This window comes from Chryseobacterium daeguense DSM 19388 (assembly GCF_000430825.1).
GTDB classification, from domain to species: Bacteria; Bacteroidota; Bacteroidia; order Flavobacteriales; family Weeksellaceae; genus Chryseobacterium; species Chryseobacterium daeguense.
The window spans coordinates 230392-257233 of record NZ_AUMT01000005.1 but is presented as its reverse complement, the minus strand read 5'-3'; the positions used below and the strand labels follow the sequence as shown (position 1 = coordinate 257233).

Annotated in this window: 28 protein-coding genes and 1 other RNA gene; 16 read left to right on the top strand and 13 right to left on the bottom strand. The window is 35.7% G+C overall.

Annotated features, from left to right (window positions below; translation table 11 throughout):
* The first annotated feature begins 52 nt into the window (after window positions 1-52).
* From H560_RS0109780 to H560_RS0109770, 3 genes are all read left to right on the top strand, one after another.
* Window positions 53-1228, top strand: coding sequence for an aspartate aminotransferase family protein (locus tag H560_RS0109780; RefSeq protein ID WP_027379885.1), 1176 nt, complete (start codon window positions 53-55; stop codon window positions 1226-1228).
* A 189-nt stretch (window positions 1229-1417) separates the two neighbouring features.
* A complete protein-coding gene (locus H560_RS0109775) occupies window positions 1418-1804 on the top strand; it encodes an START-like domain-containing protein (protein WP_027379884.1) in 387 nt (128 codons plus the stop codon).
* Window positions 1805-1881: 77 nt separating this feature from the next.
* Window positions 1882-2691 carry an aminotransferase class IV gene (locus H560_RS0109770; protein ID WP_027379883.1) on the top strand — a complete coding sequence of 270 codons (810 nt, stop codon included), beginning with the start codon at window positions 1882-1884 and terminating at the stop codon, window positions 2689-2691.
* A gap of 322 nt (window positions 2692-3013) precedes the next feature.
* On the opposite strand, the gene H560_RS0109760 is transcribed toward H560_RS0109770, so the two are convergent.
* A complete protein-coding gene (locus tag H560_RS0109760; RefSeq protein ID WP_027379882.1) occupies window positions 3014-3562 on the bottom strand; it encodes a YqgE/AlgH family protein in 549 nt (182 codons plus the stop codon).
* Between the two features lie 24 nt (window positions 3563-3586).
* Here H560_RS0109760 and pdxH point away from each other — a divergent pair, with 24 nt between their 5' ends.
* On the top strand, window positions 3587-4231 hold the full coding sequence (gene pdxH / locus H560_RS0109755) for a pyridoxamine 5'-phosphate oxidase (RefSeq protein WP_027379881.1): 645 nt from the start codon (window positions 3587-3589) through the stop codon (window positions 4229-4231).
* Between the two features lie 157 nt (window positions 4232-4388).
* Here the strand turns inward: pdxH and H560_RS0109750 are convergent, their stop codons facing one another.
* Entirely contained in the window at window positions 4389-4679 is a 291-nt protein-coding gene (locus H560_RS0109750) for an HU family DNA-binding protein (protein WP_027379880.1), read from the bottom strand.
* A 399-nt stretch (window positions 4680-5078) separates the two neighbouring features.
* Between H560_RS0109750 and panD the strand changes: the two genes are divergently transcribed.
* The 3 genes from panD (at window position 5079) to H560_RS0109735 (ending at window position 7218) form a co-directional block, all read left to right on the top strand.
* The gene (gene panD / locus H560_RS0109745) at window positions 5079-5429 is read left to right on the top strand and encodes an aspartate 1-decarboxylase (RefSeq protein ID WP_027379879.1); all 351 of its coding nucleotides are present in this window, start codon (window positions 5079-5081) and stop codon (window positions 5427-5429) included.
* A gap of 4 nt (window positions 5430-5433) precedes the next feature.
* Window positions 5434-6462, top strand: coding sequence for a lysylphosphatidylglycerol synthase transmembrane domain-containing protein (locus H560_RS0109740; RefSeq protein WP_027379878.1), 1029 nt, complete (start codon window positions 5434-5436; stop codon window positions 6460-6462).
* Window positions 6463-6642: 180 nt separating this feature from the next.
* Window positions 6643-7218 carry a TerD family protein gene (locus H560_RS0109735; protein ID WP_027379877.1) on the top strand — a complete coding sequence of 192 codons (576 nt, stop codon included), beginning with the start codon at window positions 6643-6645 and terminating at the stop codon, window positions 7216-7218.
* A gap of 20 nt (window positions 7219-7238) precedes the next feature.
* Here H560_RS0109735 and H560_RS0109730 read toward each other — a convergent pair whose 3' ends face one another.
* The 7 genes from H560_RS0109730 to H560_RS0109700 form a co-directional block, all read right to left on the bottom strand.
* A complete protein-coding gene (locus tag H560_RS0109730; protein WP_027379876.1) occupies window positions 7239-7862 on the bottom strand; it encodes a hypothetical protein in 624 nt (207 codons plus the stop codon).
* Between the two features lie 131 nt (window positions 7863-7993).
* The gene (gene ampC / locus H560_RS0109725) at window positions 7994-9160 is read right to left on the bottom strand and encodes a class C beta-lactamase (RefSeq protein WP_034752514.1); all 1167 of its coding nucleotides are present in this window, start codon (window positions 9158-9160) and stop codon (window positions 7994-7996) included.
* Between the two features lie 227 nt (window positions 9161-9387).
* Entirely contained in the window at window positions 9388-9594 is a 207-nt protein-coding gene (locus tag H560_RS0109720; RefSeq protein ID WP_228372453.1) for a YqaE/Pmp3 family membrane protein, read from the bottom strand.
* A 28-nt stretch (window positions 9595-9622) separates the two neighbouring features.
* Window positions 9623-10006, bottom strand: a complete 384-nt coding sequence (locus H560_RS0109715; RefSeq protein ID WP_027379873.1) for a tetratricopeptide repeat protein — start codon at window positions 10004-10006, stop codon at window positions 9623-9625.
* 43 nt (window positions 10007-10049) lie between these two features.
* A complete protein-coding gene (locus H560_RS0109710) occupies window positions 10050-10739 on the bottom strand; it encodes a hypothetical protein (protein WP_027379872.1) in 690 nt (229 codons plus the stop codon).
* A gap of 53 nt (window positions 10740-10792) precedes the next feature.
* The gene (locus tag H560_RS0109705) at window positions 10793-11191 is read right to left on the bottom strand and encodes a hypothetical protein (RefSeq protein WP_027379871.1); all 399 of its coding nucleotides are present in this window, start codon (window positions 11189-11191) and stop codon (window positions 10793-10795) included.
* A gap of 5 nt (window positions 11192-11196) precedes the next feature.
* Window positions 11197-13281 carry a M3 family metallopeptidase gene (locus H560_RS0109700; protein ID WP_027379870.1) on the bottom strand — a complete coding sequence of 695 codons (2085 nt, stop codon included), beginning with the start codon at window positions 13279-13281 and terminating at the stop codon, window positions 11197-11199.
* 223 nt (window positions 13282-13504) lie between these two features.
* On the opposite strand from H560_RS0109700, the gene H560_RS0109695 reads away from it, so the two are divergent.
* The 7 genes from H560_RS0109695 (at window position 13505) to rpoN (ending at window position 20314) form a co-directional block, all read left to right on the top strand.
* Window positions 13505-14035 carry an SRPBCC family protein gene (locus tag H560_RS0109695; RefSeq protein ID WP_027379869.1) on the top strand — a complete coding sequence of 177 codons (531 nt, stop codon included), beginning with the start codon at window positions 13505-13507 and terminating at the stop codon, window positions 14033-14035.
* A gap of 92 nt (window positions 14036-14127) precedes the next feature.
* Window positions 14128-14577, top strand: a complete 450-nt coding sequence (locus H560_RS0109690; protein ID WP_027379868.1) for a GreA/GreB family elongation factor — start codon at window positions 14128-14130, stop codon at window positions 14575-14577.
* A gap of 235 nt (window positions 14578-14812) precedes the next feature.
* Window positions 14813-15325, top strand: coding sequence for a nitroreductase family protein (locus H560_RS0109685; RefSeq protein WP_027379867.1), 513 nt, complete (start codon window positions 14813-14815; stop codon window positions 15323-15325).
* Window positions 15326-15523: 198 nt separating this feature from the next.
* Complete coding sequence (locus H560_RS0109680; protein WP_027379866.1) at window positions 15524-16087, top strand: 30S ribosomal protein S16; 564 nt, start codon at window positions 15524-15526, stop codon at window positions 16085-16087.
* Between the two features lie 12 nt (window positions 16088-16099).
* The gene (gene rimM, locus H560_RS0109675) at window positions 16100-16642 is read left to right on the top strand and encodes a ribosome maturation factor RimM (RefSeq protein WP_027379865.1); all 543 of its coding nucleotides are present in this window, start codon (window positions 16100-16102) and stop codon (window positions 16640-16642) included.
* A gap of 221 nt (window positions 16643-16863) precedes the next feature.
* Window positions 16864-18312 (top strand): asparagine--tRNA ligase, encoded by a 1449-nt coding sequence (asnS, locus tag H560_RS0109670; protein ID WP_027379864.1) that lies wholly within the window; start codon window positions 16864-16866, stop codon window positions 18310-18312.
* A 538-nt stretch (window positions 18313-18850) separates the two neighbouring features.
* Entirely contained in the window at window positions 18851-20314 is a 1464-nt protein-coding gene (rpoN, locus tag H560_RS0109665; RefSeq protein WP_027379863.1) for an RNA polymerase factor sigma-54, read from the top strand.
* A 119-nt stretch (window positions 20315-20433) separates the two neighbouring features.
* Here the strand turns inward: rpoN and H560_RS0109660 are convergent, their stop codons facing one another.
* Both H560_RS0109660 and H560_RS0109655 read right to left on the bottom strand, forming a co-directional pair.
* A complete protein-coding gene (locus tag H560_RS0109660) occupies window positions 20434-21105 on the bottom strand; it encodes a hypothetical protein (RefSeq protein WP_027379862.1) in 672 nt (223 codons plus the stop codon).
* Window positions 21098-21589 (bottom strand): RNA polymerase sigma factor, encoded by a 492-nt coding sequence (locus H560_RS0109655; protein WP_027379861.1) that lies wholly within the window; start codon window positions 21587-21589, stop codon window positions 21098-21100. The genes H560_RS0109660 and H560_RS0109655 overlap by 8 nt, the downstream gene beginning before the upstream one ends.
* A gap of 158 nt (window positions 21590-21747) precedes the next feature.
* Between H560_RS0109655 and rnpB the strand changes: the two genes are divergently transcribed.
* An RNA gene (rnpB, locus tag H560_RS22355) (RNase P RNA component class A) lies at window positions 21748-22074 on the top strand.
* Between the two features lie 61 nt (window positions 22075-22135).
* Here rnpB and H560_RS0109650 read toward each other — a convergent pair.
* Window positions 22136-23008 (bottom strand): PPK2 family polyphosphate kinase, encoded by an 873-nt coding sequence (locus tag H560_RS0109650; RefSeq protein ID WP_027379860.1) that lies wholly within the window; start codon window positions 23006-23008, stop codon window positions 22136-22138.
* Between the two features lie 204 nt (window positions 23009-23212).
* Window positions 23213-23680 (bottom strand): DUF1573 domain-containing protein, encoded by a 468-nt coding sequence (locus H560_RS0109645; protein WP_027379859.1) that lies wholly within the window; start codon window positions 23678-23680, stop codon window positions 23213-23215.
* 128 nt (window positions 23681-23808) lie between these two features.
* Here H560_RS0109645 and H560_RS0109640 point away from each other — a divergent pair, with 128 nt between their 5' ends.
* Window positions 23809-26526: a valine--tRNA ligase gene (locus H560_RS0109640; RefSeq protein ID WP_027379858.1), complete on the top strand. Its 2718-nt coding sequence runs from the start codon at window positions 23809-23811 to the stop codon at window positions 26524-26526.
* Window positions 26527-26842: the final 316 nt, after the last annotated feature.

The window sequence follows — 26842 nt, the reverse complement described above, 5'->3', positions numbered from 1 at the left end:
TTCGATGTTTGAATAATGTTTTTTAGTTTTGCTAAAATTTCGGACAATGGAAATGCAAAAAGATTTTTTTATATATCAGGCTCAGACCACAAGATTTGCTGCGGGTTTTGAAGTGGAAAAAGCGGAAGGAAGCTATATTTACGGAACAGACGGGAAAAGATATCTGGATTTTGTTGCTGGGGTTTCTGCCAATACTTTGGGGCATTCTCATCCCAAAATAGTTGATGCCATTAAACAGCAGGCAGAAAAATACCTTCACGTAATGGTTTATGGTGAATATGCTCAGGAAAAGCCGGTCGCTTTGTGTAAATTATTGGCTGAATCAACACCTGATCCATTAGAAATTACGTATCTGGTTAACAGTGGGGCAGAAGCCATTGACGGAAGCCTAAAATTAGCCAAAAGATATACCGGTAGAGAGGAAATTATCTCTTTCAAAAATTCTTACCACGGAAATACCCACGGAGCTTTGAGTGTTTCAGGAAATGAAGTCCATAAAAGGGAATTCCGCCCGTTATTGCCAATGGTTTCTTTCATTGAATTTAATAACGAAAATGATCTCGAAAAGATTACTGAGAAAACCGCCTGCGTTATTATGGAAACCATTCAGGGAGCTGCAGGGTTTCTGGTTCCGAATGACGATTATTTAATCAAGCTTAAAAAAAGATGTGAAGAAGTCGGCGCTTTATTGATTCTTGACGAAATTCAGCCTGGTTTTGGAAGAACGGGAAAGCTTTTCTCTTTCGAGCATTACGGCATTGTTCCTGATATTCTGGTGATGGGCAAAGGCATGGGAGGCGGTGTTCCGGTAGGAGCTTTTATGAGTTCCGGAAAAATTATGGATTCATTATCACATTCTCCGAAATTGGGTCATATTACCACTTTTGGGGGGAATCCTTTGATTGCGGCTTCCAGCTATGCCACATTGAAAGAAGTTCTGGAAAGCGGATTAATGGATGAAGTGGATGAAAAAGAAAAATTATTTAGGGAGCTTTTAGTTCACCCTAAAATTAAAAATATCAACGGTAGAGGCCTGATGCTGGCTGTAAATCTGGGAAATCCGGAATATACCCTGGATGTTGCAAAAAAATGTATGGAAAAAGGCCTTATTGTTTTCTGGCAGCTGTACAGAAATGAATACATGAGAATTTCCCCGCCGCTTACAATTTCTAGGGAGGAAATCAGGGAAGGATGTAAGATTATTATTGATGTTTTAAACGAAAATTAATATAGAAATCTCCTCAGAAACGGGGAGATTTTTTATGTTGGAAATGTGGTAGATCGGGCAATGATTTTTTTTAAACACTTATTTAAATATCTCTGATAAATATCATGAAGATTATGTAAAAAAGTAAACACATTTTTGTGTAATAAAAAAATTAATTTATATATTGCGGGACGATAAAACAAAGATTATATGGCGAAACATAAAGTCCATTACGAATTTCCAATGCACTGTTTATCAGAGATTTTATATGAATATCTGGCGACTGCGGAGGGATTGTCTGAATGGTTTGCGGATGATGTTACAGAGAAAGGTGATGACTTCTTTTTCAGCTGGGGTGGAGGTCCTGCAGAGAAGGCGACTTTAATTAGGTATAAGCCAGAAGGTTTCGTGCGTTTCAGATGGGAAGAAGATGAAGGAACCAAGCATTTCTTTGAAATGACAATCGTAATTGATGATATTACAGAAGATCTTGCCCTGAACATTACAGACTTCTGCGAAGAAGGTGATGAAGATGAAAATGCAATGTATTGGGAAAACCTTATCGAAAACCTTAGAATAAAATTAGGTGCTGCTTAAGAAAAGCAGTGCTGAATGATAAAACTGATGAACGATTAATCGTTCATTATTTTTTTGTAAAAAAATCAGATTAAAAATTGGAAAATCAATATTTTATATCAGAAGAAACCAATGTGAGAAACAGGGCATTCCTTTTAGGGGATGCTGTAAAGGTTTCTTTTTTTGTGAGGGATGCTAAGCTGATCATGGATGAAGAATGTTATTTTTTCCTGATGGCTTCCATGAGAAAGATGAGGATGAATATTCCTTTGTCTTACACGCTTGAGTTTTTTCAAAACCTTTTCCAGAAAGAGGTAATTGAAGGGAAGGGAATTAATACTGCTATTATCAATTTCCAGGTTTTTAGAAATTCAGATGGAATTACTTTGTCTAAATCTTCAGTTTCTTATCTGTATGAAGTTACGGAAATGGATGATGTTCTTACTGTGCATCAAAGACCATTAGAATTAGATTTAATCAAGGAAATAAATGTTAATAATAATCTTTTAAGCAATATCAGGGTTCACTGTCCGGAAAATATTTACGGCGGAATTTATGCGCAGGAAAATGACCTTGATGACGTTATTTTGTTAAACCCGAACAAAAGAATTGCCCGCGCAACTTCAGGAAACTTACTGTTTCTGGAAGGAGATATTATAAAAGTCCCCAAGCAGACAGAGGGTGCTTACATTTCTCCGCTGATGGAAAATTTTGTTACTTTTTTACATAAAAATAATCTTGCAGATATTCAGGAACACGAAATTATTGCCTTCGAATCTCAGAAAGCTGAAGAGATTTTGCTGATCTCGGATGAAAAAGGCATGTTTTCTGTAGGTAAAATAAGGAATAAGACTTTCGGGAATACCCGGTTTTTGGAATTGACAGAAAGCTGGAAAGGGAGTTTTTAAAAATTGACAAACCCGGTAAACAACAAGTTCCAAAGTCCTTTACCGGGTTTTATTCTGAATATGTCAGAAATTGTATTTTTATCCGCAGAAATTTTCCACGAAAAAATAAACAAATTATTACTTTTTATGCTTAATGTAAATGGGTTGTAAAGTTGGAAATGATTTTGAAAACAGTTGTGACAATAGTACTTTTAATCCTTTCATTTTATAATGATTTTGGTTTAACAAATAACGTGAATTCTTTGCTTAAAATTGGTTAACGGATTCTTAAAGTTTGTTAAATTTTAATCACATTTATTCACTGTATAATGAATATTTTTCATCAGTTTAAAGAAATATCTTCAGGAGAATTAGCCCAAAGAAGATATTCCCCTCCAAGATTCTGCATGATGGATTTCCAAAGTGTTTGATCGTTTGGCAGAGTGTAATCAAGGTTATAAACGTCTACCACCGTCCATACCTTTCTCTGGACTTCCTCTTCAAGCTGCAGGGCAGACCACCCGGAATATCCTGAAAAAATTTTGATATCATCAATACTGATTTCTTTGCTGAGAACGGCACTGATAATATTTTCAATATCTTCTGTAATATAAAATTCGTCAGTGATCTGGGTGTAGGCTTCCGTAACAATTTTGCCTTTTACAATAAAGAAAACTTTGTCATTTTCCACAGGACCGCCATCATATACCTCTATTTTAAAATCGAAGAAATCCTTAAACTTGCTACTCATCTGGCTGTTTTTTTTATTCAATATTAAACCAAATGCACCGTGCTCGTTATGCTCAATAACCAAGACTACCGATCTGGAAAAAATATCCCCGGAAATGTCAGGTGTGGAAATTAATATTTTACCTTTGTATGAGTAATTCATACTCAAATTTAATAAAAAATATTTATGGAAAACCTGCACGACAAAAGAAAAGTGTATGAGAAGTCCCAACTTATTGAAAGTGAGATAAAACAAAATCCCATTGAACAATTCCGTGACTGGTTTCTGGAAGCAAGCGAGAATCCGGGCATTTCGGAAGCGAATGCAATGGCAATTTCTACCGTGGAAAATGATGGTTGTCCGCGTACAAGAATGGTTTTGCTAAAGGCTTACACGCATGAAGGCTTTATTTTTTATACCAATTACGACAGCAGAAAGGGAAAATCTATAGAAAAAACACATAAAGCCTGTCTCCACTTTTTTTGGCCGAATCTGGAAAGACAAATTATCATCAAAGCGGATTTAAAGCGGGTTGCAGAAAACCTGAGTGACGGGTATTTTCATTCCAGACCGAAAGGAAGTCAGATTGGAGCAGCAGTTTCCCCTCAAAGCCAGGAAATTCCAAACAGGGATTTTTTGGAAGAAAAGCTTAAAGAATTAGAAAAAGAATACGAAAACAAAGAGGTTCCAAGACCGGAAAACTGGGGCGGTTACATTGCAAAGCCTTATGAAATAGAATTTTGGCAGGGAAGACCAAACAGGCTTCATGACAGGATTGTATATGAGCTGATTGACGGACTGGACTGGAAGATTTCAAGACTGGCTCCGTAAAATAATAATGTGGCTTCCAGATTCTTAGCCGCTGCTTCGTGAAATAAACTTATTTTAAATCAATAAAAAGGTGGCTGAGGCTCTCTAAGCCACGGTGTACTACAATAAAAAAGGCTGTTTCAGTGAAACAGCCTCAAATTTTTTCTAATCTGAATGATTATTTTTTCTTAGCACCAGATACTGCGTTAGAAAGATCTGCTCCAGCTTTGAACTTAGCAACTTTCTTAGCAGCAATTTTGATTGGTTTTTTAGTCGCAGGGTTGATACCTTGTCTTGCAGCTCTCTCAGCTACTGAGAAAGTTCCGAAACCTACTAAAGAAACTTTTCCGTCTTTTTTCTTTAATGTAGAAGTTACGTTTCCAATGAAAGATTCTAAAGCAGCTTTAGCTGCAACTTTAGTGATACCTGCATCTTTTGCGATTGCGTCGATTAATTCAGACTTGTTCATAATTTTTAATATTAAAGTTAGTTCGTAATTATAGCAAATATAATACTATTTTCTAAATGTGCAATTTTTTTATAAAAATATGTAAAAATTTTTTGCTTTTCGGTGAAATTGGTTAAAATTTGATAATTCCACTTTTCACGAAAAATCTACGTTACACGACACTAAAATCATGCCAAATGCTTATGTGTATTGACTTTAGCAAAATGGATAATTTATTTTCTTGATTTATTAAATTCTAAATTTCGTATAAACTATTTAATACTTTTATCGATATGATTATAGATTCCGTAAGTAATTTCATGAAAAATTACTTTTAATAAAATTTTAATCCCTATCTATCTATTAGTTTTTAATTCATTTTAACTGCTTTTTTTTAATTATTATTAATAAATTTGCAGTATGTTAATAGAAGTTTTTAAGTCTAAGATTCACAGGGTAAGAGTTACGGCTTCAGACCTTAATTATATAGGAAGTATTACAATTGATGAAGATCTTATTGAAGCTGCCGGATTGGTAGTGGGAGAAAGGGTTTATATCGTAAATGTCAATAATGGAGAACGTTTTGACACCTACGTCATCAAAGGAAAAAGAAAATCCGGAGAAGTATGCCTTAATGGTCCTGCAGCCAGAAAGGTTCAGAAAGACGATATTATTATTATCATCGCTTATGCGCAGATGACACCCGAAGAGGCAAAAACATTCCAGCCGAAGATCGTTTTCCCGGATGAAAAAACAAATCTTTTGACGTAATTCGATGGCAAAAAAATCAACTAACCCTTTAAAATCGATACTTACAATAGTAATCTCGCTTGCTTTTGCAGGCTTTTTTTTATGGTTTGCCCTCAAAGGGCTGGATTTTAAGGTGATACAGAAGTCCTTAGCCAAAGCCAACTACTGGTGGGTGCTGCTTGCTGCTTGTTTCGGGATTTCTGCCTATTGGTTCAGGGCGATTCGCTGGAATCTGATGCTGGAACCGATGGGGCACAATATTTCAACGGCTAATTCACTTTGGTCCATTTCTTTTGGATATTTAATGAACCTTACCATTCCCAGAAGTGGAGAAGTGGCAAGGGCCACAGCTTTGTACGGTGTGGAAAAAGTACCGGTGGACAAATCTTTTGGAACAATTATTCTGGAAAGGGTAGTGGATCTGGTTTGTATGATTGCTTTTCTCGGGCTTACGTTGGTTTTTAAATATGATGCTATTCTTTCATTTTATGAAAATTCCGGGATCAATTTTAATCCAAATAAAATCCTGCTCATTCTTTCGGTTCTGGTGATAGGAACGGTTTTGTTTTTCTTATTTAAAAAACGACTTGCCAATATTTCTTTTTTAAACAAAATCATCAATTTTATTGACGGAATCTTCCAGGGATTGACTTCGATATTCAAATTAAAGGAAAAAGGAAAATTCATCCTTTATACTATAGGAATCTGGGGTTCTTATTATTTTGCAGCTTATCTGGTATGCTTTGCATTGCCGGAAACATCAGATTTTACTTTCGCAGATGGATTTTTAATCGTTGTGGTAGGTACTTTGGGAATGATGGTTCCTGCAAGTGGCGGGATCGGAGCGTTTAATCTTGCGATGAAATACGGCTTCATGGCTTTATTTATTTCAATGGGTAAAAATGGCGAGCAGGGCGGCGAGATCGGGCTCACTTATTCCTTCATTTCACTGCCGATGCAGATTGTAATTATGTTGATTATGGGGTTGATTTCAATTCCGATGCTGGCAAAAGCACGAAATAATATTGTAGTTGAAAAAGAAATTACAGAATAAAAAATATTGTTGACATTCTTTCAAAGATGACAAGCAATTGATAAATTATAAATCCGGTCAAAAAATGATCGGCTTTTTTATTTTTAAATAAAAGACATCTGCTTTTTGTGACAAAATATTTTGGAAAATTCCCAAAACAGCCATAACTTCGATGAAACATACATAAGCAGTATATTTATTATGGCAATTAATTTACAGAAAGGGCAAAGGATAGATTTAGGATTTACAAAAATGACCATTGGTCTCGGCTGGGATCCTAATGAAGGCAGAGGATATGATTTTGACCTTGATGCTTCGGCAATTATGATTGATTCAGGCAGAAAGCTTGTGAGCGAAGAATATTTCGTTTTTTACAATAATCTGCAGTCGCCGGATGGTGCGCTGCTTCACACCGGTGATGATCCGAGTGGAAAAAACAGTGATGGCGATGATGATGAAGCCATTGTGGTAGACCTTGAAAAAGTAAATGAAAGAGTAGAAGAAATTCTTTTTGTAGTTACTATTTCTGACTTCGAAAGAAGAAAGCAGAATTTCGGGCAGGTGAGAAATTCGTATATCAGAATTATCGATAATATAACGAATGAAGAAGTTGCAAAATATGAGCTAGATGAAGATTTTTCTATAGAAACAGGCGTGGAATTCGGCAGGCTTTACAGAAGAAACGGAAGCTGGAAATTTGAGGCTTCCGGAATCGGCTACAGGGCAGATCTTGCTTTTTTTCTTGAAAAATATTATAAAGGACAGATTATCAAATAGAAAAGTATGCCCGAAAAATATTAAGAATTTTTCAGCATGATAATTGAACCTTTGTAAAATTTGGTGCAATCATAAAGGTCAGTGAAATGGCTGTACATATTTTCCTGAGATAAGGCTTCAGCTTTTTTTAGATTAAATTCTATTTCTGCAAAATGATAAAGATTCTTATACTCGGATTTTAGAAAATCTGAAAGATAACTTTCTTTATTCTGCTCATCATTAATAAATCCTGTATAAAAAATCCCGTAAATAAGAAACTGATTAAAATTTTCAGCATCTACAGCATATTTCAATTTTTTCTGGGAATGTTTTTCGTAATCCGAAAGGATTTCCTGAAAGTAATTTGCATTTTCATCAAAAGGAATTTCGTAAAAAAGATCAATCCCATGTACGAAAAGCTCTGTTTTCATTTCCTCAGAACCTGATTTGCATTTGGCCTCAAACCAGTCAAACAGCTGAAGCAGCTCCTCCTTTGAAAGAGTATCAATATCCTCCTGTACTTTCTTTTTGATGATTTCCAAGCTGGTCTTTTTATTCTCGTCCAGAAATTCCAGTACACTTTCTTCCTCACGGCAGAGTTTATTGTACAAATTAATTTTTGCAGCAACGGGATTTGTTTTGATGAAATAAAGTGCTTCTGCCATTATGCCTTACATTAAATTTTTCTGATATAAAGTAAGTGAAAAATCTGCATTAATCATATAGCTTTTATAAAGTTATGGTATGCAAAAGCTATAAAAAACCGCCTCAATTTTTGAGACGGCTTTATTTTTATTTATTTTTTCTGTTTTTCCAGAATTTGTAAAATTTTATACGCTGTTTCCACCCTCGGAGGAATCGGATAATTTTTATTGGCTAAAATGACAATACCTGTTTTTTTAGAAGGGATGTACATGATATAAGATGCAAAACCATTTGTAGAGCCTGTTTTATTAATCAGGACATCAGCCTGGGGCTTTTGTGCGGGGGTAATCTCTTTTACGGGGTTAGGCTTAAGAATCATATCGCTGGAATTGCCTTTCAATAGCTGATCAAGATTCACAGGATATTTATATTGTTCCCAGATAAGATCCTGGGTCATTTCAGAGGTGTTAAAATATCCTGTATGTGTATTTTCCAAAGCTTTCAGTAATGTACTTTCTACATTCCCGATACCCATATTGGCGTCCACAAATTTAATCATATCCTGGGTGCTGGATTTTATTCCGTATGCCTCATCTGCAAGCATTGCGGGGTTTAATCGTACCGGCTCATCGGTTTTATTATAGCCCTGCGCATAGATTTCCATTTTATCGGCCGGAACGGTATAAAAAGTATTGCTCATGCCCAGCTTGTTAAAAACATGATCGGTCATTGCTTTTGTGAAAGGCTGTTTCATTGTTTTGCCGGCAATTACGCCAAGCAGACCTATGCTCGGATTGGAATAAACCCTTTGTGTATTGGGTGTATAAAGTGGTTTCCATGTTTTGTAGTAGTTAATAAGCTGTTCTTCATTGGTGATTTCATCTGGCAGCTGCAAAGGCAGTCCGCCTGCAGTATGTGTGCCTAAATTGTAAAGTTTAACCTTATCAAAAGCCGTATTTTTAAGCTCAGGAATATATTTGCTTACGGGATCATAAAAATTCAGGTTTCCGTTTGCCTCTGAAAGGCTAGCTAAAGTGACGGTGAACGTTTTGCTCACGGATCCGAGCTCAAAAAGAGTTTCATCAGTCACTTTTTTGTTGTTTTCTTTTGAAATAATTCCGTAGTTGAAAAATGAGTGCTTCCCATTGACTGTCACTGCAATACTGAGCCCGGGTATTTTATTTTCACTCATAAGAGGCTGTACTAAACTGTCTACATGGGCTTTAAGACCATCCGTTGTTTTATCTTTAGAGGTAGTGCAGGCCGAGAGGATAGCAAACAAGCAGATAATGACAGGAATAATTTTAAAATTTTTCATATAATATTTTGAGAGGTAATGCAGCTAAAAACATACCATAAAAAGGCATCTTTTTATGATTAAATTGATTATTTGCTACTTTAATTTATTGCTACTTTAATTTTTACATCAATAGTTAAGTATTTATTTAAATAATTCTATAAAACTATTTAAATGAAATTTTATTTTATTTTGAATATTTTGAAAAGAAAATCTCCTAAAAGGAGAGGATTGATATATTGGGCATTCTACTTTTTATTCTCTTTCTCCTGCATAGCGCGGATTAATCTTGCATTTCTTTTTTCGGCTCTTTCATTATTTAAAGATAGGACGGCCCAAATAGCAGCTGGAAGCCAGCCGATTAAAGTAATTTGTAATATAAAACAGATAACTCCAGTTAAAATTTTTCCACGGATAATGAAGGACAGGAATGGTAATAAAATCGCGATTAACATAATTTGGTTTTAAACCAAATATAAAAATTTAATGGGATTGAGGATCAAAATATGCCTTAAAAGTAAGCGGATCTTCTTTTTTATCCTCTGCAATTTCAAGATACTCGTGATATTCTTCCTGATGTTTTTCCATATAAACCATCACAATAGCAAGGTTGATATAAAGATTTTTGTCTTCTGAACCCAAGCTCAAAGCTGTTTTTAAATATTTCATTGCCTTTTGGTTTTCTCCCATATCGGAATAAATGGCTCCAATATTAATTAAAGCGGCTGTATTCTCAGGCTCGATCAATAAAATTTCATCCAGTTCTTTAATTAATAGATCATTCAGTTCATCCCAATGATCTTCGTTTTCCCATCTTTTGGCCTGGAGTTTTTTTACGTTTTGGAGTCTTTTTACTATTGTGTTCATTTGTTAATTACATCTTTAAATAAAAGAACGCAGTCATGATCTGTTATTTATTAAAACCTGCAAGTCCTTTTATTTCAGGTTTAAAATTAGTTCCCTGAATCGCTTTAACAATTGAAGCTCTTGCGATTGATAAAGGATGTTCAGGAAATTCGGCATCATATTTTTCCTGCTCGGATTTATTCATTGGAGTTCCTTCTTTGAAATCGGGGTCATAAGGATCTGCGAACCAGTCTTCTATGCCTTCTCCAAAGGTAACTTCACCGGATGCCAGCAATTGACTCAAGATCACCGAATCTCTCATTCCTGTTGTTCCAACTTCGGCAGCCTGAATTTTAACAACAAAACTGTAATTTTCAAAAGGAATTGTGACGGAAGCAAGATAGGTCATTCCGCTTTCGGGTTGCGGAACTTTAAAAATAGTTTTTACACTCGGAATATTATTTACTGTAAGAAGCGAGACTTCTATAAGTCCGCCATTTGATTCTGAAATGGAATTTCTATAAAAATTTTTCAATAACTCCAAATTTCTCACAGTTGGAATATCCGGTTGAAGATCAAAAAAATTCAAAGAGATCAAAGCACTTTCTTCAGGATTTACCCAAACAATCCTTGAAGCTGTGTCTTCCACTTTATTCCATCCGAAATTGGGAATAGAGATAGAATTGATATTGATTGAGTTTGTAGCCGCCGTTGCTTTTTCTGTGGATTTCTTTTTCTTAAAAAAATTGAACATGTTTATTCAGTTTTATGGTTATTATTATATTCTTAGAATGAAAATATTTTTACCTAATGTATTATTTCCCATTTATTTAAATGTATTTTTAATGGACCATGATTAACGGTTTGTCTATTTGTTTTTAGACTCGAACCATAATAGATTTTTAAATTATTTAGAAGTTCTTCACCTTTAACAATATAAAAATCTGGAGATATATTTTCTTCATTGAGGTACACAAAAATATAAATTGAATTAACTTTAATTCTTTTTGTATTTAGTGTGAAACAATTGGGCTTTTTCCTTAAAGTTTTAACTTCAATTTCAAATGTATTATTAGTTAATTGATTAGTTGCGAATAAATCGACACCTTTTGCATTTCCCAAACTCAATGCCACTTGATAATTTCTTTTTGCCAATTCTGCTGCAACGAAAAATTCTCCTGAAATACCTGTTAATTGTTTTTCCATGTTTTTTATCCAAACGCCCTTTTCAGCAAACTCTCAACCTTCGGCTCACTTCCTCTGAAGCTTTTATACAGTTCCATCGGGTCTTTTGTGCCTCCGGAAGAGAGAAGAACCTTGTATTTTGCAGCAATTTCAGGATTAAAAATTCCGTTTTCCTTAAAATATTGGAAAGCATCGGCATCCAGAACTTCTGCCCATTTGTAAGAATAATATCCCGCAGAATATCCGCCTTGGAAAATGTGCGAAAAGCTAGGGCTCATCGCTGTTTCCGGGTTCACAGGGTACAATTGGGTAGCCTTTGTGTATTCATCTTCAAACTCCTTCACGCTCTTATTACCCAGCTCTCCAACTTTTGTGTGGTAATTCATATCCAGTAATCCAAAACCGAGCTGTCTTAAGGTCTGGTAACCTTCCATAAAGTTTTTTGACTGTGCAATTTTTTCGATTTTCTCATCGGGAAGAATTTCGCCGGTTTTATAATGTTTAGCGAAAGTTTTTAAGAATTCCGGTTCGTAGCAGAAATTTTCAAGGAATTGGGAAGGCAGCTCCACAAAATCCCATTTCACAGAAGTTCCCGAAAGCGTTGGATATTGCGTATTCGCCAGCATTCCGTGAAGGGCGTGACCAAATTCGTGAAACAAAGTTGTTACCTCCTGAAACGTCAGTAAACTTGGTGTATCTTTGGTTGGCTTGCTGAAATTACATACGATGGAAATATGCGGACGAGAATTTTCGCCATCTTTTTGATACTGATTTTTGTAGCTCGTCATCCATGCTCCGGCCCTTTTGCCTTTTCTTGGGAAATAGTCTACGTAAAGCAGAGCTTTGTAACTGGTTGCTTGTTGCTTGTTTTCAGTCTGAGCTTGTAGAATTTCACTTCCATCTTCCTGCTTCCTACTTGCCGTCTCAAAAACCTCATACACTTTTACATCCTCATGATATTTTGGAATATCATTTCTTTCTTCAAAAGTTAATCCGAAAAGTTGATTGGCAAGTCCAAAAACTGCATCCTGAACCTGGTTTAAAGGAAAATAAGGCTTTAATTCTTCATCATTAAGGTCGAACTTTGCCTTACGGAGTTTTTCTGCATAAAAAGCATGGTCATAAGCTTGGATTTCATCAATTCCGTCGGCTTTTGCTAAAGTTTTTAGTTCTTCTATTTCTTTATCCGCATAAGGTTTTGCTTTGGTCAATAATTCATTTAAAAAGTCTAAAACTTTTACCGGAGATTTCGCCATTCTTTCTTCCAGCACATAATCTGCATAATTTTTATACCCTAATAATTCAGATTTCTGCTGTTTTAACTGTAAAAGTTCTTTGATTAAATTCTGGTTATCAAACTCTCCGCCGTCAAAGGATTTTTTACCATTGGCCAACGCTATTTCCTTTCTCAGATCACGGTTTTCCGCATAAGTCATGAACGGGATGTAGCTCGGATACTGCAGCGTCACCACCCAGCCTTCAAGATTTCTTTCTTTGGCCTCTTCCGCGTATTGATCAATAATTGCTTCCGGAATTCCTGCCAGATCCTCTTTATTAGTGATATGTTTGAAATAATTATTGGTAGAAGCTAATACATTCTGGCCAAACTGGAGAGATTTTAAAGATAAATCCATATTGATTTTCTTTAATTTTTCCTTGTCTGCTTCATTTAATAAAGCGCCGCTTCGCACAAATCCTTTGTAGGTCTCATTGAGAAGCATTTGCTGCTCTTCATTCAGGCTGTATTTCTCTTTTTGATCGTACACTTTTTTAATTTTATTAAATAAAGCTTCGTTCTGAGAGATTTTTGAAGAATATTCTGTTAAAACAGGAGAAACTTCCTGAGCGATCTGCTGTAATTCATCACTGGTTTCTGCTGAATTTAAATTGAAAAAAATATTGGAAACCACATCAAGCTGCTCGCCGGAGTACGCCAAAGCTTCGATAACATTTGAAAAAGATGGTTCTTCAGGATTATTTACAATGGCATCGATTTCTTGTTCAGACTGTTGGATTAATTCCTTAAAAGCGGGAACAAAATCTTCATTTTTAATAGAAGTAAACGGTGCGGAATGATATGGTGTGTTAAATTTTTCTGTTAAAATATTCATTTTTCAAATTTTAATTATTGTAAATGTAGGAAATCAGAGTGATTCGTGAGGTGACTGCTCAAAAATAATGCCTTAATGAAAAGATGTGACAAAATTGTTTATCTTTATTAATCTTGTCATATGCAAAGCCGGGATGAGTTGGGAATAGCTATTTTTGACAATCTATTTATTGACAGATTAAGACGTAATGATGTTAAAAAATTAATTCTAAAACATATAAATTATGAAAACTATTTTAAAAATTATCGGTGTAGTTATCCTTTTAATTGTTGCTTATGCTATTGTCGCAATGCTGGCTTTCAGCAAAGAATATCATTTCGAAAAATCTGTGGTAATCAATGCTCCGAAAGAAAAAGTGTGGCAGTATGTAGGCTCTACAAAAGCTTTTAACGTCTGGAATCCTTTTGCAAAAGCGGACTCGAATGTACAGATTACTTATTCCGGAACTCCGGGAACGGTAGGTGATTCTTATCACTGGAAAGGAAATGATCAGGTAGGAGAGGGAGAGCAGACGATAACTGAAGTTGTTCCGAACGAAAAGCTGTCCAGCGACCTCCATTTCATCAAACCTTGGGAAGGAATGGCAAAAGGAAGCTTTATTCTGACACCGGAAGGAAACGGAACAAAAGTAACCTGGACGATGGATAATGAACTTACAACTCCTATGAAAATTATGAAACCCATGATGGATATGCAGATGGGGAAAATGTTTGGTCAGGGACTGGACGAGCTGAAAAAGCTTTCTGAAAAATAAATATAAAGCCTTGTAATCAACTGCAGGGCTTTTTTATTGAGGATTGATTACAATATTTAAAAAAATATTATCTTTATATAAAGATTCGATTTATGGAGAAGATAGTATTTGTAAAAAATGACATAAGAAATTATGTAAAAACCGCAATTGCCGAAAAGATCGAAAAGCTGAAAAACTTTATCGAATTTACATTGGAAGCAAGCCGGGATATCAAAAAAACTCCGAAATATGACAGTATGAGGGAAGAAATGCAGGAGGAAATATATCAAATGCAGAAACAGCTTGCCGCCCTGAACGATATGAGGAGAAATATGGCAAAAGTACTCAATAAAACCACGGAAAGAGTTCAGCTGGGCTCATTGGTAATTACCAATAAAGCCCGTTTTTATATATCGGTTTCACTGGGTGAATTCTTTTTCGAAGGAGATCGCTTTTATGCTATTTCCCCCGAAAGCCCGATGGCAAAAAAAATGATGGGCATGAAATCAGGAGATGATTTTACTTTGAACAAAATTCATCAGGAAATTGTTGAGGTTTTGTAGAATTAGGAATTAGGAATTAGGAATTAGGATTTTTTTTTATTAAATATCTTTGTCATTCTGAATACAGAACATAGTTCAGAAGCGTATTGAAGAATCTTTTTATTATTGAATGCTGTGAGATTCTTCGCCAGAATGATAATTCAATTCGTAATTTTAACCCTTAACCCTAAACCCTAAATCCTAGGTCCTAAACATTAACCTCCAAATCTTAAAACAAATATTGTAATTTTGCTTTATGAACAAAGCAGAAGTTTTAAAAGAAATCATAGAGCAAAGAAGAAGTATTTTTCCAAAAGATTATTCAGAAACGGAAATTTCCCGGGAAATTATTGATGAAATCCTGAATTCTGCATCATTTGCTCCCAATCACAAACGCACAAAGCCCTGGCGTTTTAAAATATTCAAAGGAGAAGAAAAAGCTAACCTGGCTTCAGAAATGCAGGCGATCTACAAGGCTTCACAACCCGAGCAGCTTTTCCTGGAGAAAAAGTACAATGATATCGGCTTTAAAATCAACAAAGCAGATGCAGTAGTTTCCATAGTTGTTAATTTCAGCGGAATGGTTCCAGAATGGGAAGAGATCGCAGCCGTTTCAATGGCGGTTCAGAACATGTATCTTACGTGCACTGCAAACGGGATCGGCTGCTACTGGAGTTCCCCGAAAATTGTTGAACAGCTGAAAGAATCTTTAACGATCGAGGAAAACCAGAAATGTCTTGGCTTGTTCTACATGGGTAATGTGGACTAAATAGCCCTGATCGAGCGGCCTGTCTGAGCTCTTTTTCTTTGCAAAAAGAAAAAAGCGAGTAGCGAGAGCAGGTTCTCGGCTCCTGAAATAATAGAAAGTTTAAAAACTTTTACCCGTATCTTTTTACTTCAAACTTTTTTTGTATCTTTGCACTCTTAAATATTTAACTGGGACGAGTTCCCCTTAAAATCAAACATTATGTCAGTAAAAATCAGATTACAAAGACACGGTAAAAAAGGTAAGCCTTTCTTCCACATCGTGGTTGCAGATTCTAGAGCAAGAAGAGATGGTAGATTCATCGAAAAACTAGGAACTTACAACCCAATTACTAACCCTGCAATTATCGATTTGAACGTTGATTCTGCTGTAAAGTGGTTAAACAACGGTGCTCAGCCAACTGATACTGCAAGAGCAATTCTTTCTTACAAAGGTGCACTTTACAAAAAACACTTACAAGGTGGTGTTGCTAAAGGTGCTTTTGATGAGGCTGAAGCTGAAAAAAGATTCAATGCTTGGGTAGAAGCTAAAGATGCAAAAGTACAAGGTAAAGTAGAAGGTTTATCAAAAGCTCAGGCTGATGCTAAAAAAGCTGCTTTAGAAGCTGAAGCTAAAGTAAATGAAGCCAGAATCGCTGCTGCTGCACAGGCTGAAGCGGATGCTAAAGCTGCTGAAGAAGCTGCAAACGCACCTGCTGAAGAAACTACTGAGGCTGCAGAAGGAGAAGCTCCTGCTGCTGAAACTGAAGAAAACACAGAAGCTTAAGAAAAACCCTGTATGCGTAAAGAAGATTGCTATTTATTAGGAAAAATCACGCGCAGACACGGCCTTGCGGGAAACGTTATCCTTAAACTGGACACCGACCAACCCGAGCTTTACAATAAACTGGAATCAATATTCGTTGAAATCAACGGGCTATTGGTTCCTTTTTTTATTGAAAAATCTTCATGGAGCAAATCTGATGCTCTTAATATTGCTTTTAAAAATTCCTCTGAAGCGCTGGTAGACCAATCTCTGGGTAAAAATGTATATCTACCGCTGTCTACCTTACCAAAGCTTTCCGGGAAACAATTCTATTACCACGAAATTATCGGCTTCGAAATTTTTGATGAAAATGATAATAATTGCGGAGTTATCAGATCTGTGAACGATCAGACAGCACAAAATTATTTCGTGACAAATCTTGACGGGAAAGAAGTGGTAATCCCTATTATCAAAGACTGGATTCTTGAAGTAAACCGAGAAGAAAGGTTCATCAAAATGCAATTACCGGAAGGTCTTATTGATGTTTTTTTGGTTCCTTCTAAGAAAGACGAATAAGTCTTTTGAACCGAACGGTTTTTAAAGAAATCATTTTTACGTTTTATAAAACTCTTTTCCAAATTTGGCATTTTTAAATCTTCATCGTGCATAACTGTTCGGTAACGTTTTATTCTATTTTTTTCTTATCCTTAATTTAACTAAATCCTTATTATAATAATATAGCTGTTTTTTGTAACTTTGCACTCATTAATTTTTATACAAAAATTTATAATCAACAAATGAAAAAGCAGACAATTAAGGAAATCCTACAGGATTACAAGAAAGTATTACATCATGACATTACAGTTTACGGTTGGGTAAGAACTTTCCGTGCAAATCGCTTTATAGCACTTAATGATGGTTCTACGATTAATAATTTGCAAATTGTTGTTGATTTCGAAAATTTTGATGAAGAAACGATTAATAAAATCAGCACAGCATCATCTTTGAAGGTGGTGGGAGAAGTTGTGGAAAGCCAGGGAGCGGGACAAGCTGTGGAAATTATCGCAAAAAAAATTATCATTTTAGGAGATAACTTTACAGAAGAAAGAGATAAAACCATTCTTCAGCCTAAAAAGCATACTTTAGAAAAGCTGAGAGATCAGGCACACTTAAGATTCAGAACCAATTTATTTGGAGCAATCTTCAGAGTGCGTCATGCGGTGAGTTTTGCGGTGCATTCTTTCTTTAATCAAAACCAGTTTTTTTACATCAACACACCTGTTATTACAGGAGCTGATGCAGAAGGAGCGGGCGAAATGTTTGGGGTAACGAATTTTGATTTAAACAATATTCCAAGAGACGAGCAGGGTGATATAGATTTTGCCCAGGATTTCTTCGGTAAAAAAACAAACTTAACGGTTTCCGGACAGCTTGAAGGTGAAACTGCAGCAATGGGATTGGGAAGAATTTATACGTTCGGACCTACTTTCCGTGCAGAAAATTCTAATACAACGCGTCACCTTGCGGAATTCTGGATGATTGAGCCGGAAGTTGCCTTTAATAATCTTGAAGATAACATCGATTTGGCGGAAGATTTCCTGAAATATGTGATCCAGTATGTGTTGGATAACTGTAAAGATGATCTTGACTTCTTAGATAAGCGTTTTGCGGAAGAGCAAACAGGAAAAGCTGAAAAAGACAGAGCAAAAGAAGGTCTGATTGAAAAGCTTCAGAATGTTATCGCTAAGCGTTTCAAGCGTGTAAGCTATACGGAAGCAATTGAGATCTTAATGAACTCAAAAGAAAATAAAAAAGGGAAATTCCAGTATCCTGTTGAAAGCTGGGGAACTGATCTTCAGTCTGAGCACGAAAGATACCTTGTTGAAAAACATTTTGAAAGCCCGGTAGTTTTATTTGATTATCCTAAAGAGATCAAAGCATTCTACATGAAGCTGAATGAAGACAATAAAACTGTTGCCGCAATGGATGTACTTTTCCCTGGAATCGGAGAAATCATCGGAGGTTCTGAAAGAGAAGCAAGATTGGATGTTTTAAAACAGAAAATGGCAGAAATGCACGTAGATGAACATGAGCTTTGGTGGTATCTTGATACAAGAAAGTTTGGTTCTGTTCCACATGCGGGATTTGGTTTGGGATTGGAAAGACTGGTTCTTTTCGTAACGGGAATGACGAATATCAGAGATGTAATTCCTTTCCCGAGAACACCGAAAAACGCAGAATTTTAGAATATTTATTTTAATTATATCAAATCCTTTCAATTTAATTGGAAGGATTTTTTACTTATTTTATTTACTTTATTAGAAGCTATTTGACTACATCGAATTGAGTCTTATTGTTTTTAAGGAGCAATTTCCCGCTTTCCATTACAATCTTTTTTTTCAAAAAAGGATTTTCATTACAATCGGGGCTAGGGCTGCAGTCATTATTTAAACATTGGGAACATTATTAAATTTGTCATTCCGAAGGAATCCAGACACAAATCTTTCCATAATATTTTCTAATACAGTGCTTAGATCCTTACAGGATGACAAATTTGTATAAGAGTGAGGAAAAAAGTTTATATGGATCAGCGATTATATGAAGATTTACTACAATGCTTTAAAGCATGAAAAAAGCCTTAAACAGTACGTTTAAGGCTTTTATGTTTATTTTTAAATAGCTTATTATACCACAAGTAATGCAAAAATCGTGCTAAAAATTATTTTTCTCGAAATATTTTATTAAATTCGTAGAATATGTTATGTTAAAACACAAAGAGTAAATATGCTTAAACAACACTTACAACTCAAATTAGGACAGAAGCTGGCGCCTCAGCAGATCCAATTAATGAAGCTTATACAGCTTCACACGTTGGAATTTGAAGAGGAGCTGGAGAGGGAGTTAGAGGAAAACCCTGCTTTGGAAATTGTAAAAGAAGAGCCCAAAGATGATGAATTCTCATCTTTAGAGGACTCTTACCAGGATGAGGGCACAGAAAGCATTGAAACTGATTTTGATGTAGACCAGTATCTTTACGATGACGAGCCAAGCTATAAAACAGCCTCCAGCAACTATTCTCCTGACGATGAAGAGTTCGATAACGAAAGTCTTCTTACGGAAGGGCAGTCACTTTATGATTATCTCCTGGAGCAGATCCATTTGGTAAATATTGGTGATGAAGATGAAAAAATTGCAGAATATATCATCGGAAACCTTGATACAGACGGCTATTTAAGAAGAGAGATTAAATCTATCGTTGATGATCTCGCTTTCTCACAAGGGATTTATACTACAAAAGAAAAAGTAGAAGATATTCTTGAAAATTATGTTCAAAAGCTGGATCCGCCGGGTGTGGGAGCAAGAGGCCTGCAGGAATGCCTGCTGTTGCAGATTGAAAAGAAAGTGAGCTCTGATAAAGCAGTTTCTTTAGCTGCCAATATTCTAAGATATCAATTTGATGCTTTAACGAACAAGCATTACAACAAAATCATCCAGAAATATGATATTGAAGAGGATGATCTGAAGGATGCTTTAGATGAAATTTCTAAATTATCTCCAAAAGTTGGCGGAAACTTCGATACCCAGACCATCACAATTAATCAGGAGATTATTCCGGATTTTGTGATCCAGGTAAAAGACGGAATGGTTATTCCGATGCTGAACAGCAAAAATGCACCTACTTTAAGGGTTTCTGAAGAATATAAAGATATTTTAACCACTTATTCTCACGATAAAAACTCTTCTGAACACAAGCAGGCTGCTTTGTTTATTAAACAAAAGCTGGATGCGGCAAAATGGTATATTGATGCAATTAATCAACGTCAAAATACTCTTTTGCAGACGATCACAGCAATTGTAAAATTCCAGAAAGATTACTTTATCACCGGTGATGAAAAGTCATTAAGACCAATGATCTTAAAGGATATTGCGGATATTACAGGCTTTGATATTTCCACTATTTCAAGGGTGGTAAAAAGTAAATATGCCGATACACCAAACGGAATTGTTTACTTAAAAGATTTATTCTCAGACAGCTTAACGAATGATGATGGAGAAGAGGTTTCCACAAAAGAAATTAAAACCCATCTGCAGGAAGTTATCAGCAAGGAAAATAAGAGAAAACCACTTACGGATGATGCTCTTGTGGTGATTTTGAAAGAGCAGGGCTATAATATTGCAAGAAGAACGATTGCAAAATATCGTGAACAGCTCAATATTCCTGTGGCAAGATTAAGAAAAGAACTTTAAGAATAACAAAAAGAGACTGCCTTTTTAGACAGTCTCTTTTTTATTTTCAATTTACACACTTTGTCAAAGTTTAAACCTTTAACAAAGTTTTAGATTTTGTATTTAGGAAAATATAAACTTTAGCTTTGTAAATCAATCTCTTTCAATTGTTTCAGATTCCTGTCCAGTTTTTTGATGATGATTCCATAAACCAATTTGTAATAAAGCCAGATCAGGAGAACGCTCAGTATGGTGCTTACCAGAATTCCCACAACTACAATCGTAAGATCTGCACTTTTAGGCTCAATATTCTGTGTATTTAAGGCATAAAAGATAAATGCTGTAAAAACTGATGTAAAGGCTACCAGCAAAACAATACTGATTAAAATAAATGCATTTACCGTTTTCTTAAATTTGATAATTCTGGTAATTAAGCCTTTCAGGTTTTCTTCAATCCTGATTTTTCTATAATTCTGATAAAATTTATAAACAAAATAAGCTGTTATCAATAAGCTTAATATTTTTATAGCTAAATAAGTATTGTCGAAATAATTTTCAACTTCAGGGGTTTTTTGAGCTCCTAGTCTTTCTAAAACTTTGATAAGGCTGGTAGATTCTTCACCTTTAAAAAAGTAAAAGATTCCTAAAACAGAAAAGAATATAAACTCTGCCACACTGATCCAGAAGATATATTTCACATAGTTTCGTGATTTTCTATTCAGCATCTGAAGAATCTCAGTGTTATCATATTTCTGCTGAACAGGCTGTTCCTGCCATGTTTTCTTAAAGCTGTCTAAATCAAATTCAGGCATATTTTTCCATCTGTTCTTTAAGGGTTTTCTTTAATCTGTTCATTTTCACACGCGCATTCACTTCGGTAATCCCGAGGTTTTCTGCAATATCCTTGTAAGGCAAATCATCAAGGTACATCATTACAATCGCTCTTTCCACGTTGGGAAGCGTTTTTATTACCGTATACAAAAGTGAGACCTGTTGCTGTTTTTCATCGTCATCATCAATAAAATCTGCATGATTGATATCCAGCTCGTTTGTTGGCAGGCTTTTACTTTTTTTTCTGAAAAGGGTAATGGCTGTATTGAGGGCAACACGGTACATCCACGTAGAAATTTTAGAATTTCCTTTAAATGAGTCGTAGCTTCTCCATAATTGTAACACAATTTCCTGAAAAAGGTCTTCCTCATCCTCCAAAGAATTGGTATAAAGACGCGACACTTTAATAATCAGTCCCTGATTATCCTTGATAAGCTGCGCAAATTCTTTTTCCTTTGAAGCCAATGTCTATGTGTAATTTAGTTGCACGAAGATAGTAATAATGTGGGAATTGATGAATAGTTATAAGTTATTAATTATGAGTTATAAGTTCTTTGTAAAAGATTTTAAACACTCATAACTTATAACTTTCAACTCACAACTAATTTGTATCTTTGCACCCACGAGAAAGTCGGCTTGTTGATTCTTGCTTCGGTAAGGGTAGGAAAGTCCGGACACCGTAGAGCAGCAAAGCGGATAACATCCGTCACCCGCGAGGGTAGGACAAGTGCAACAGAAAGGATGTACAGTTCGGCTGTAGTGAAATCAGGTAAACTCTTTGTGGTGCAATGATAAGTATATCGGTTCTTTTCAGAAATGAAAATAGGAGTGGCTCGCTCTGAAAGCCGAGGGGTAATCAGCTAAAGTTTTGCAGCAATGTAAGACGCAGATAAATAACAGGCATCTCGTTCTGCGAGGTACAAAATCCGGCTTATAGATTTTCTCGTGGTTTCTTTAATTTAAAGGTTTTAAGTTTAATTCAAGATGTTATTTCTTGATTTTATTTAAATTTTACTTTTCACTCTCCAGCTGTTTTTTCGCTTCCTGCAATTCTGCTCGGTCTTTTTCCGATAAGGAAGGATACTGCAGATCCATTTTCTCCAGTGTATCAATAATGATCTGTATCGCAGCCACTCTTGCAAACCATTTATTATCCGCCGGAAGCACGTACCAGGGCGCATAATCTTTATTGGTTTCATTAATGGCCATTTCATAGCATTCCATATACTGATCAAATAATGCTCTCTCCGGAAGGTCGCCGGTGGAAAATTTCCAGTTTTTTTCCTGTTCGTTTATCCTGTCGAGAAGCCTTTTCTTTTGTTCGTCTTTGGATACGTTTAGAAATATTTTCACAATGGTAGTCCCGTTTTCGGAAAGGTGTTTTTCAAAATTTCTGATGCTTTCGTAGCGGTTTTCCCAGAATTTATTGTCAAAATCCTTTACAGATTTCCATGTTTTCTCGCTCAGATTATATTCAGGATGCACTTTGCAAACCAGCACGCTTTCATAATGTGAACGGTTAAAAATTCCGATCATCCCTTTTTGGGGTAAAGCCAGGTAGTGCCGCCACAAAAAATCATGGGAATACTCTCCTGAGCTTGGCGTTTTAAAGCTTGTTACGCTGCATCCCTGAGGATTCACGCCTCCGAAAACGTGTTCTATTAAGCTGTCTTTCCCCGCTGCATCCATGGCCTGAAGTACCACCAATAGAGATTTGCTTCCGTCGGCATATAATTTTTCCTGCAATTCACGAAGCTTTTCTTTTTCCTGAATTAATAATTGCCCTCCCTCTTCTTTGGTAAGTTTCCCTTCATATTTTGTCGAAGTCTTTTTTATCGAAAATTTTCCTTTAACTAAAAAGTCATCTGAGAAATTGATATCCATGTTTTTTATTTATTTAAAGATTAAAGATTAAAGATTAAAGATTAAAGATTAAAGATTAAAGATTAAAGATTAAAGATTAAAGATTATTTTCCCTAAACCCTAAACCCTAAACCCTAAACCCTAAACCCTAAACCCTAACCTCATATAAATGTAATAAAAAAACCGCCTCAATGGAGACGGTTCTTTTATTTTTTGTAGTAGAGATTACTTCACAGCAGCTACTTTTTTAGCAGCTTTAGCCGCTTTTTTATCAGCTTTAGCCTTAGCTTTAAGTTCTTCAGCTGTTAATGGTTTTGGTTCAGGAGCATTAGGATCTACGTTTCCTTTGATGTAGATTACGCTTCTGCTGTTTGCAGGGTCATTAGAGAATACTTCAATCATTTTGTTGAAACCTCCATTGATAGCAGTGTTGTATCCAACTTTGATCTGAGCAGTTTTCCCCGGCATGATAGGATCTGTCTTGAATTCAGGAGTTGTACATCCACAAGATGCTTTTACATTTGAAATTACAAGAGGCTTGTCACCAGTATTCGTTACTGTGAAAAATCTTGTACCGTCTGCATTTGGCTTGATTGTACCGTAGTCAAAAGTAGTTTTGTCAAAAGTAATAGTTTGTGCAGATGCCAAAGCAAATGTCCCGAATAATGCAATTCCTGCGATTAATTTTTTCATATTCTTGAATGTTAATATGTTTGTTAGATAAATTTTGAGAAACAAAGTTAAAAATTATTTTAATTAATGCTTAAAAATTTTTTTCTTTAGACTATTTTTGCAAATTGTAAATTAAAGAAACAGAATTTATGCAGATTTCAGAAAAGTACAATCCACAGGAAACAGAACAAAAGTGGTACAATTACTGGTTGGAAAACAAGTACTTCCATTCAGAACCTAATGAAAAGCCGCCTTACACTGTTGTAATTCCTCCCCCAAACGTTACGGGGATTTTACACATGGGGCACATGCTGAACAATACCATCCAAGATGTTCTGGTCCGCCGTGCAAGAATGCAGGGCTTCAATGCCTGCTGGATTCCGGGGACAGACCACGCTTCTATTGCTACGGAAGCGAAGGTGGTTGCTAAGCTGAAATCTGAAGGTATCAATAAATCAGATATTACCCGCGAAGAATTTTTAAAGCACGCCTGGGAATGGACCGATAAATACGGAGGAACCATCCTTGAACAACTGAAAAAACTGGGCTGTTCATGCGACTGGGACAGAACCCGTTTCACAATGGAACCGAAACTTTCCCAGCAGGTTATCAAATCTTTTGTTGATTTATACAATAAAGGATTGATCTACAGAGGATACAGAATGGTCAACTGGGATCCGGAAGCGAAAACCAATATTTCTGACGAAGAGGTAATTTTTAAAGAGCAAAACGGAAAATTATATTTCCTGAAATATAAAATTGATCCTTCGACAGGTTCAGGAGATGAGGAATATGTAACGGTAGCTACAACCCGTCCTGAAACAATTTTCGGGGATACTGCGGTTTGTATCAATCCTAATGATGAGCGATATGCTCATTTGAAAGGTAAAAAAGTGATTGTACCCATCGTAAACAGAGCCGTTCCGATCATTGAAGACGAATATGTAGACATCGAATTTGGGACGGGAGTGCTGAAAATTACGCCTGCCCACGATATCAATGACTATGAGATCGGGCAAAAGCATAATCTTCAAATGATTGATGCACTTGATGATGACGGAAACTTGAACGATTACGGCTTACATTACGCAGGTAAAAACAGATTTGATGTAAGAAAGCAGATCGCAAAAGAATTAGAAGAAAAAGATCTTTTGTTAAAAGCAGAAGATTATGTAAATAAAGTAGGAACTTCAGAAAGAACAGGTGCGGTTATAGAGCCTAAAGTTTCTGTTCAGTGGTTTTTGAAAATGTCAGAAATTGCAAAGCCGGCTTTGGACGTTGTAATGGATGATGAGGTTAAATTTTATCCTGAAAAATTCAAAAATACCTACAAACATTGGATGGAAAACATCCGCGACTGGAATATTTCCCGTCAGCTTTGGTGGGGGCAGCAAATTCCTGCGTTCTATTACGGGGACGGAGAAAATGATTTCGTAGTTGCTGAAAGCATCACTGATGCTCTTATTTTGGCTAAAGAAAAAACAGGAAACCAAGAATTAACTGCAGATAACCTAAAACAAGACGAAGACGCTCTTGATACCTGGTTCTCATCTTGGTTGTGGCCAATGTCTGTTTTCGACGGATTGCTTGATCCTGAAAATAAGGATATCAATTATTATTATCCGACTTCAGACCTGGTAACAGGACCGGATATTATCTTCTTCTGGGTAGCCAGAATGATCATGGCCGGATTGGAATACAGAAAAGAAGTTCCGTTCAAAAATGTTTATTTTACAGGGATTGTAAGGGATAAAATAGGCAGAAAGATGTCTAAATCTCTTGGAAATTCACCAGATCCATTAGACTTAATGGAACGTTACGGAGCAGATGCGGTGAGGGTTGGTATTATGATGAGCTCTGCTGCCGGAAACGATTTAAAATTTGATTCTGAGCAGATAGATGAAGAAGGCAATGTTTTAACCGAAAAGCAGATAAAACAAAGAATGGATGAAGGTATAGACCCTGTTTATACTTCGCCGCTTTGCGATTTGGGAAGAAACTTTGGAACAAAGATTTGGAATGCTTTCCGACTGATCAACATGTGGAATCATGAAGATAAGCCTGCAAACTTAACAGAACTTCAGACAATTGAATGGTTTGAAAATCAGTTAAACAAATCAATCTCTGAAATTAATAATCAATTCGATAAATTCAGAATTTCTGATGCTTTAAATTTAATTCAGAAACTAATTAAAGACGATTTCTGCGGATGGTATCTGGAAGCAATAAAGCCAAATTATGGTGAAGGAATCTCCAAAGAAGTTTACAGTAAAACTATTGAATTGTTTGAGGAATTAATGAAATTGCTGCATCCGTTCATGCCTTTCTTAACGGAAGAATTGTGGCAGTTAATTTCAGAAAGAAAAGCTGATGAAGCTTTGGTTATTGCTCAGCAGAAGAAAGCAGAAGCATTCGGTGAAGAAATTATTAGAAACTTTGAAACGGCATCTGAAGTAATTTCAGGAGTAAGAAATTATCGCCAGACAAAAGGAATTTCTCCAAGAGAAGCTACTGAAATTTATACAAACGCTTCAGGATTTGCGAATGAATCTGTTATTAAAAAACTAGCTAACGTTTCGGAAATTCATTTCGGAACAAAAACAGATAAGCCGAGCTTTACATTCTTGGTTGGTGCAACGGAAATTTCTATTCCTTTAAGTGAAAACTTAGATTTAGGGGAAGAAAAAACGAAAACAGAGGAAGAATTGAAATATTTAAAAGGATTCCTGATTTCTGTTGACAAAAAACTTTCAAACGAAAAATTTGTGGCCAATGCAAAGCCGGAAGTGGTAGAAGTGGAGCGTAAAAAACAAAAAGATGCTCTTGACAAGATTGCTATTTTGGAAGAGAAATTGAAAAGTTTGTAATTTATCCTAATAAAGGTAAATCTGTCGAAGTGTCAGGCTGAGCGGAGTCGAAGCCTTTTAGAAAATACAAATGAAAAATTATTTCACATATATTTTAAAATGTTCCGACAATTCCTATTATACAGGAGTAACAAATCTTTTGTGAATTTGATAGAATCGAACAAGCAATAGTGTTTGAAAGCAAGTCAAAGGCTGGAGCAGAAAAAAGAAAGAAGCAATTATTAATAAAAATTGGTTGAAATTAAAGAATTATCTATTTGTAAAAATGAAAGTCATTCTGATAATTTTAAACAAAATAAAGGCTTCGACTCCGCTC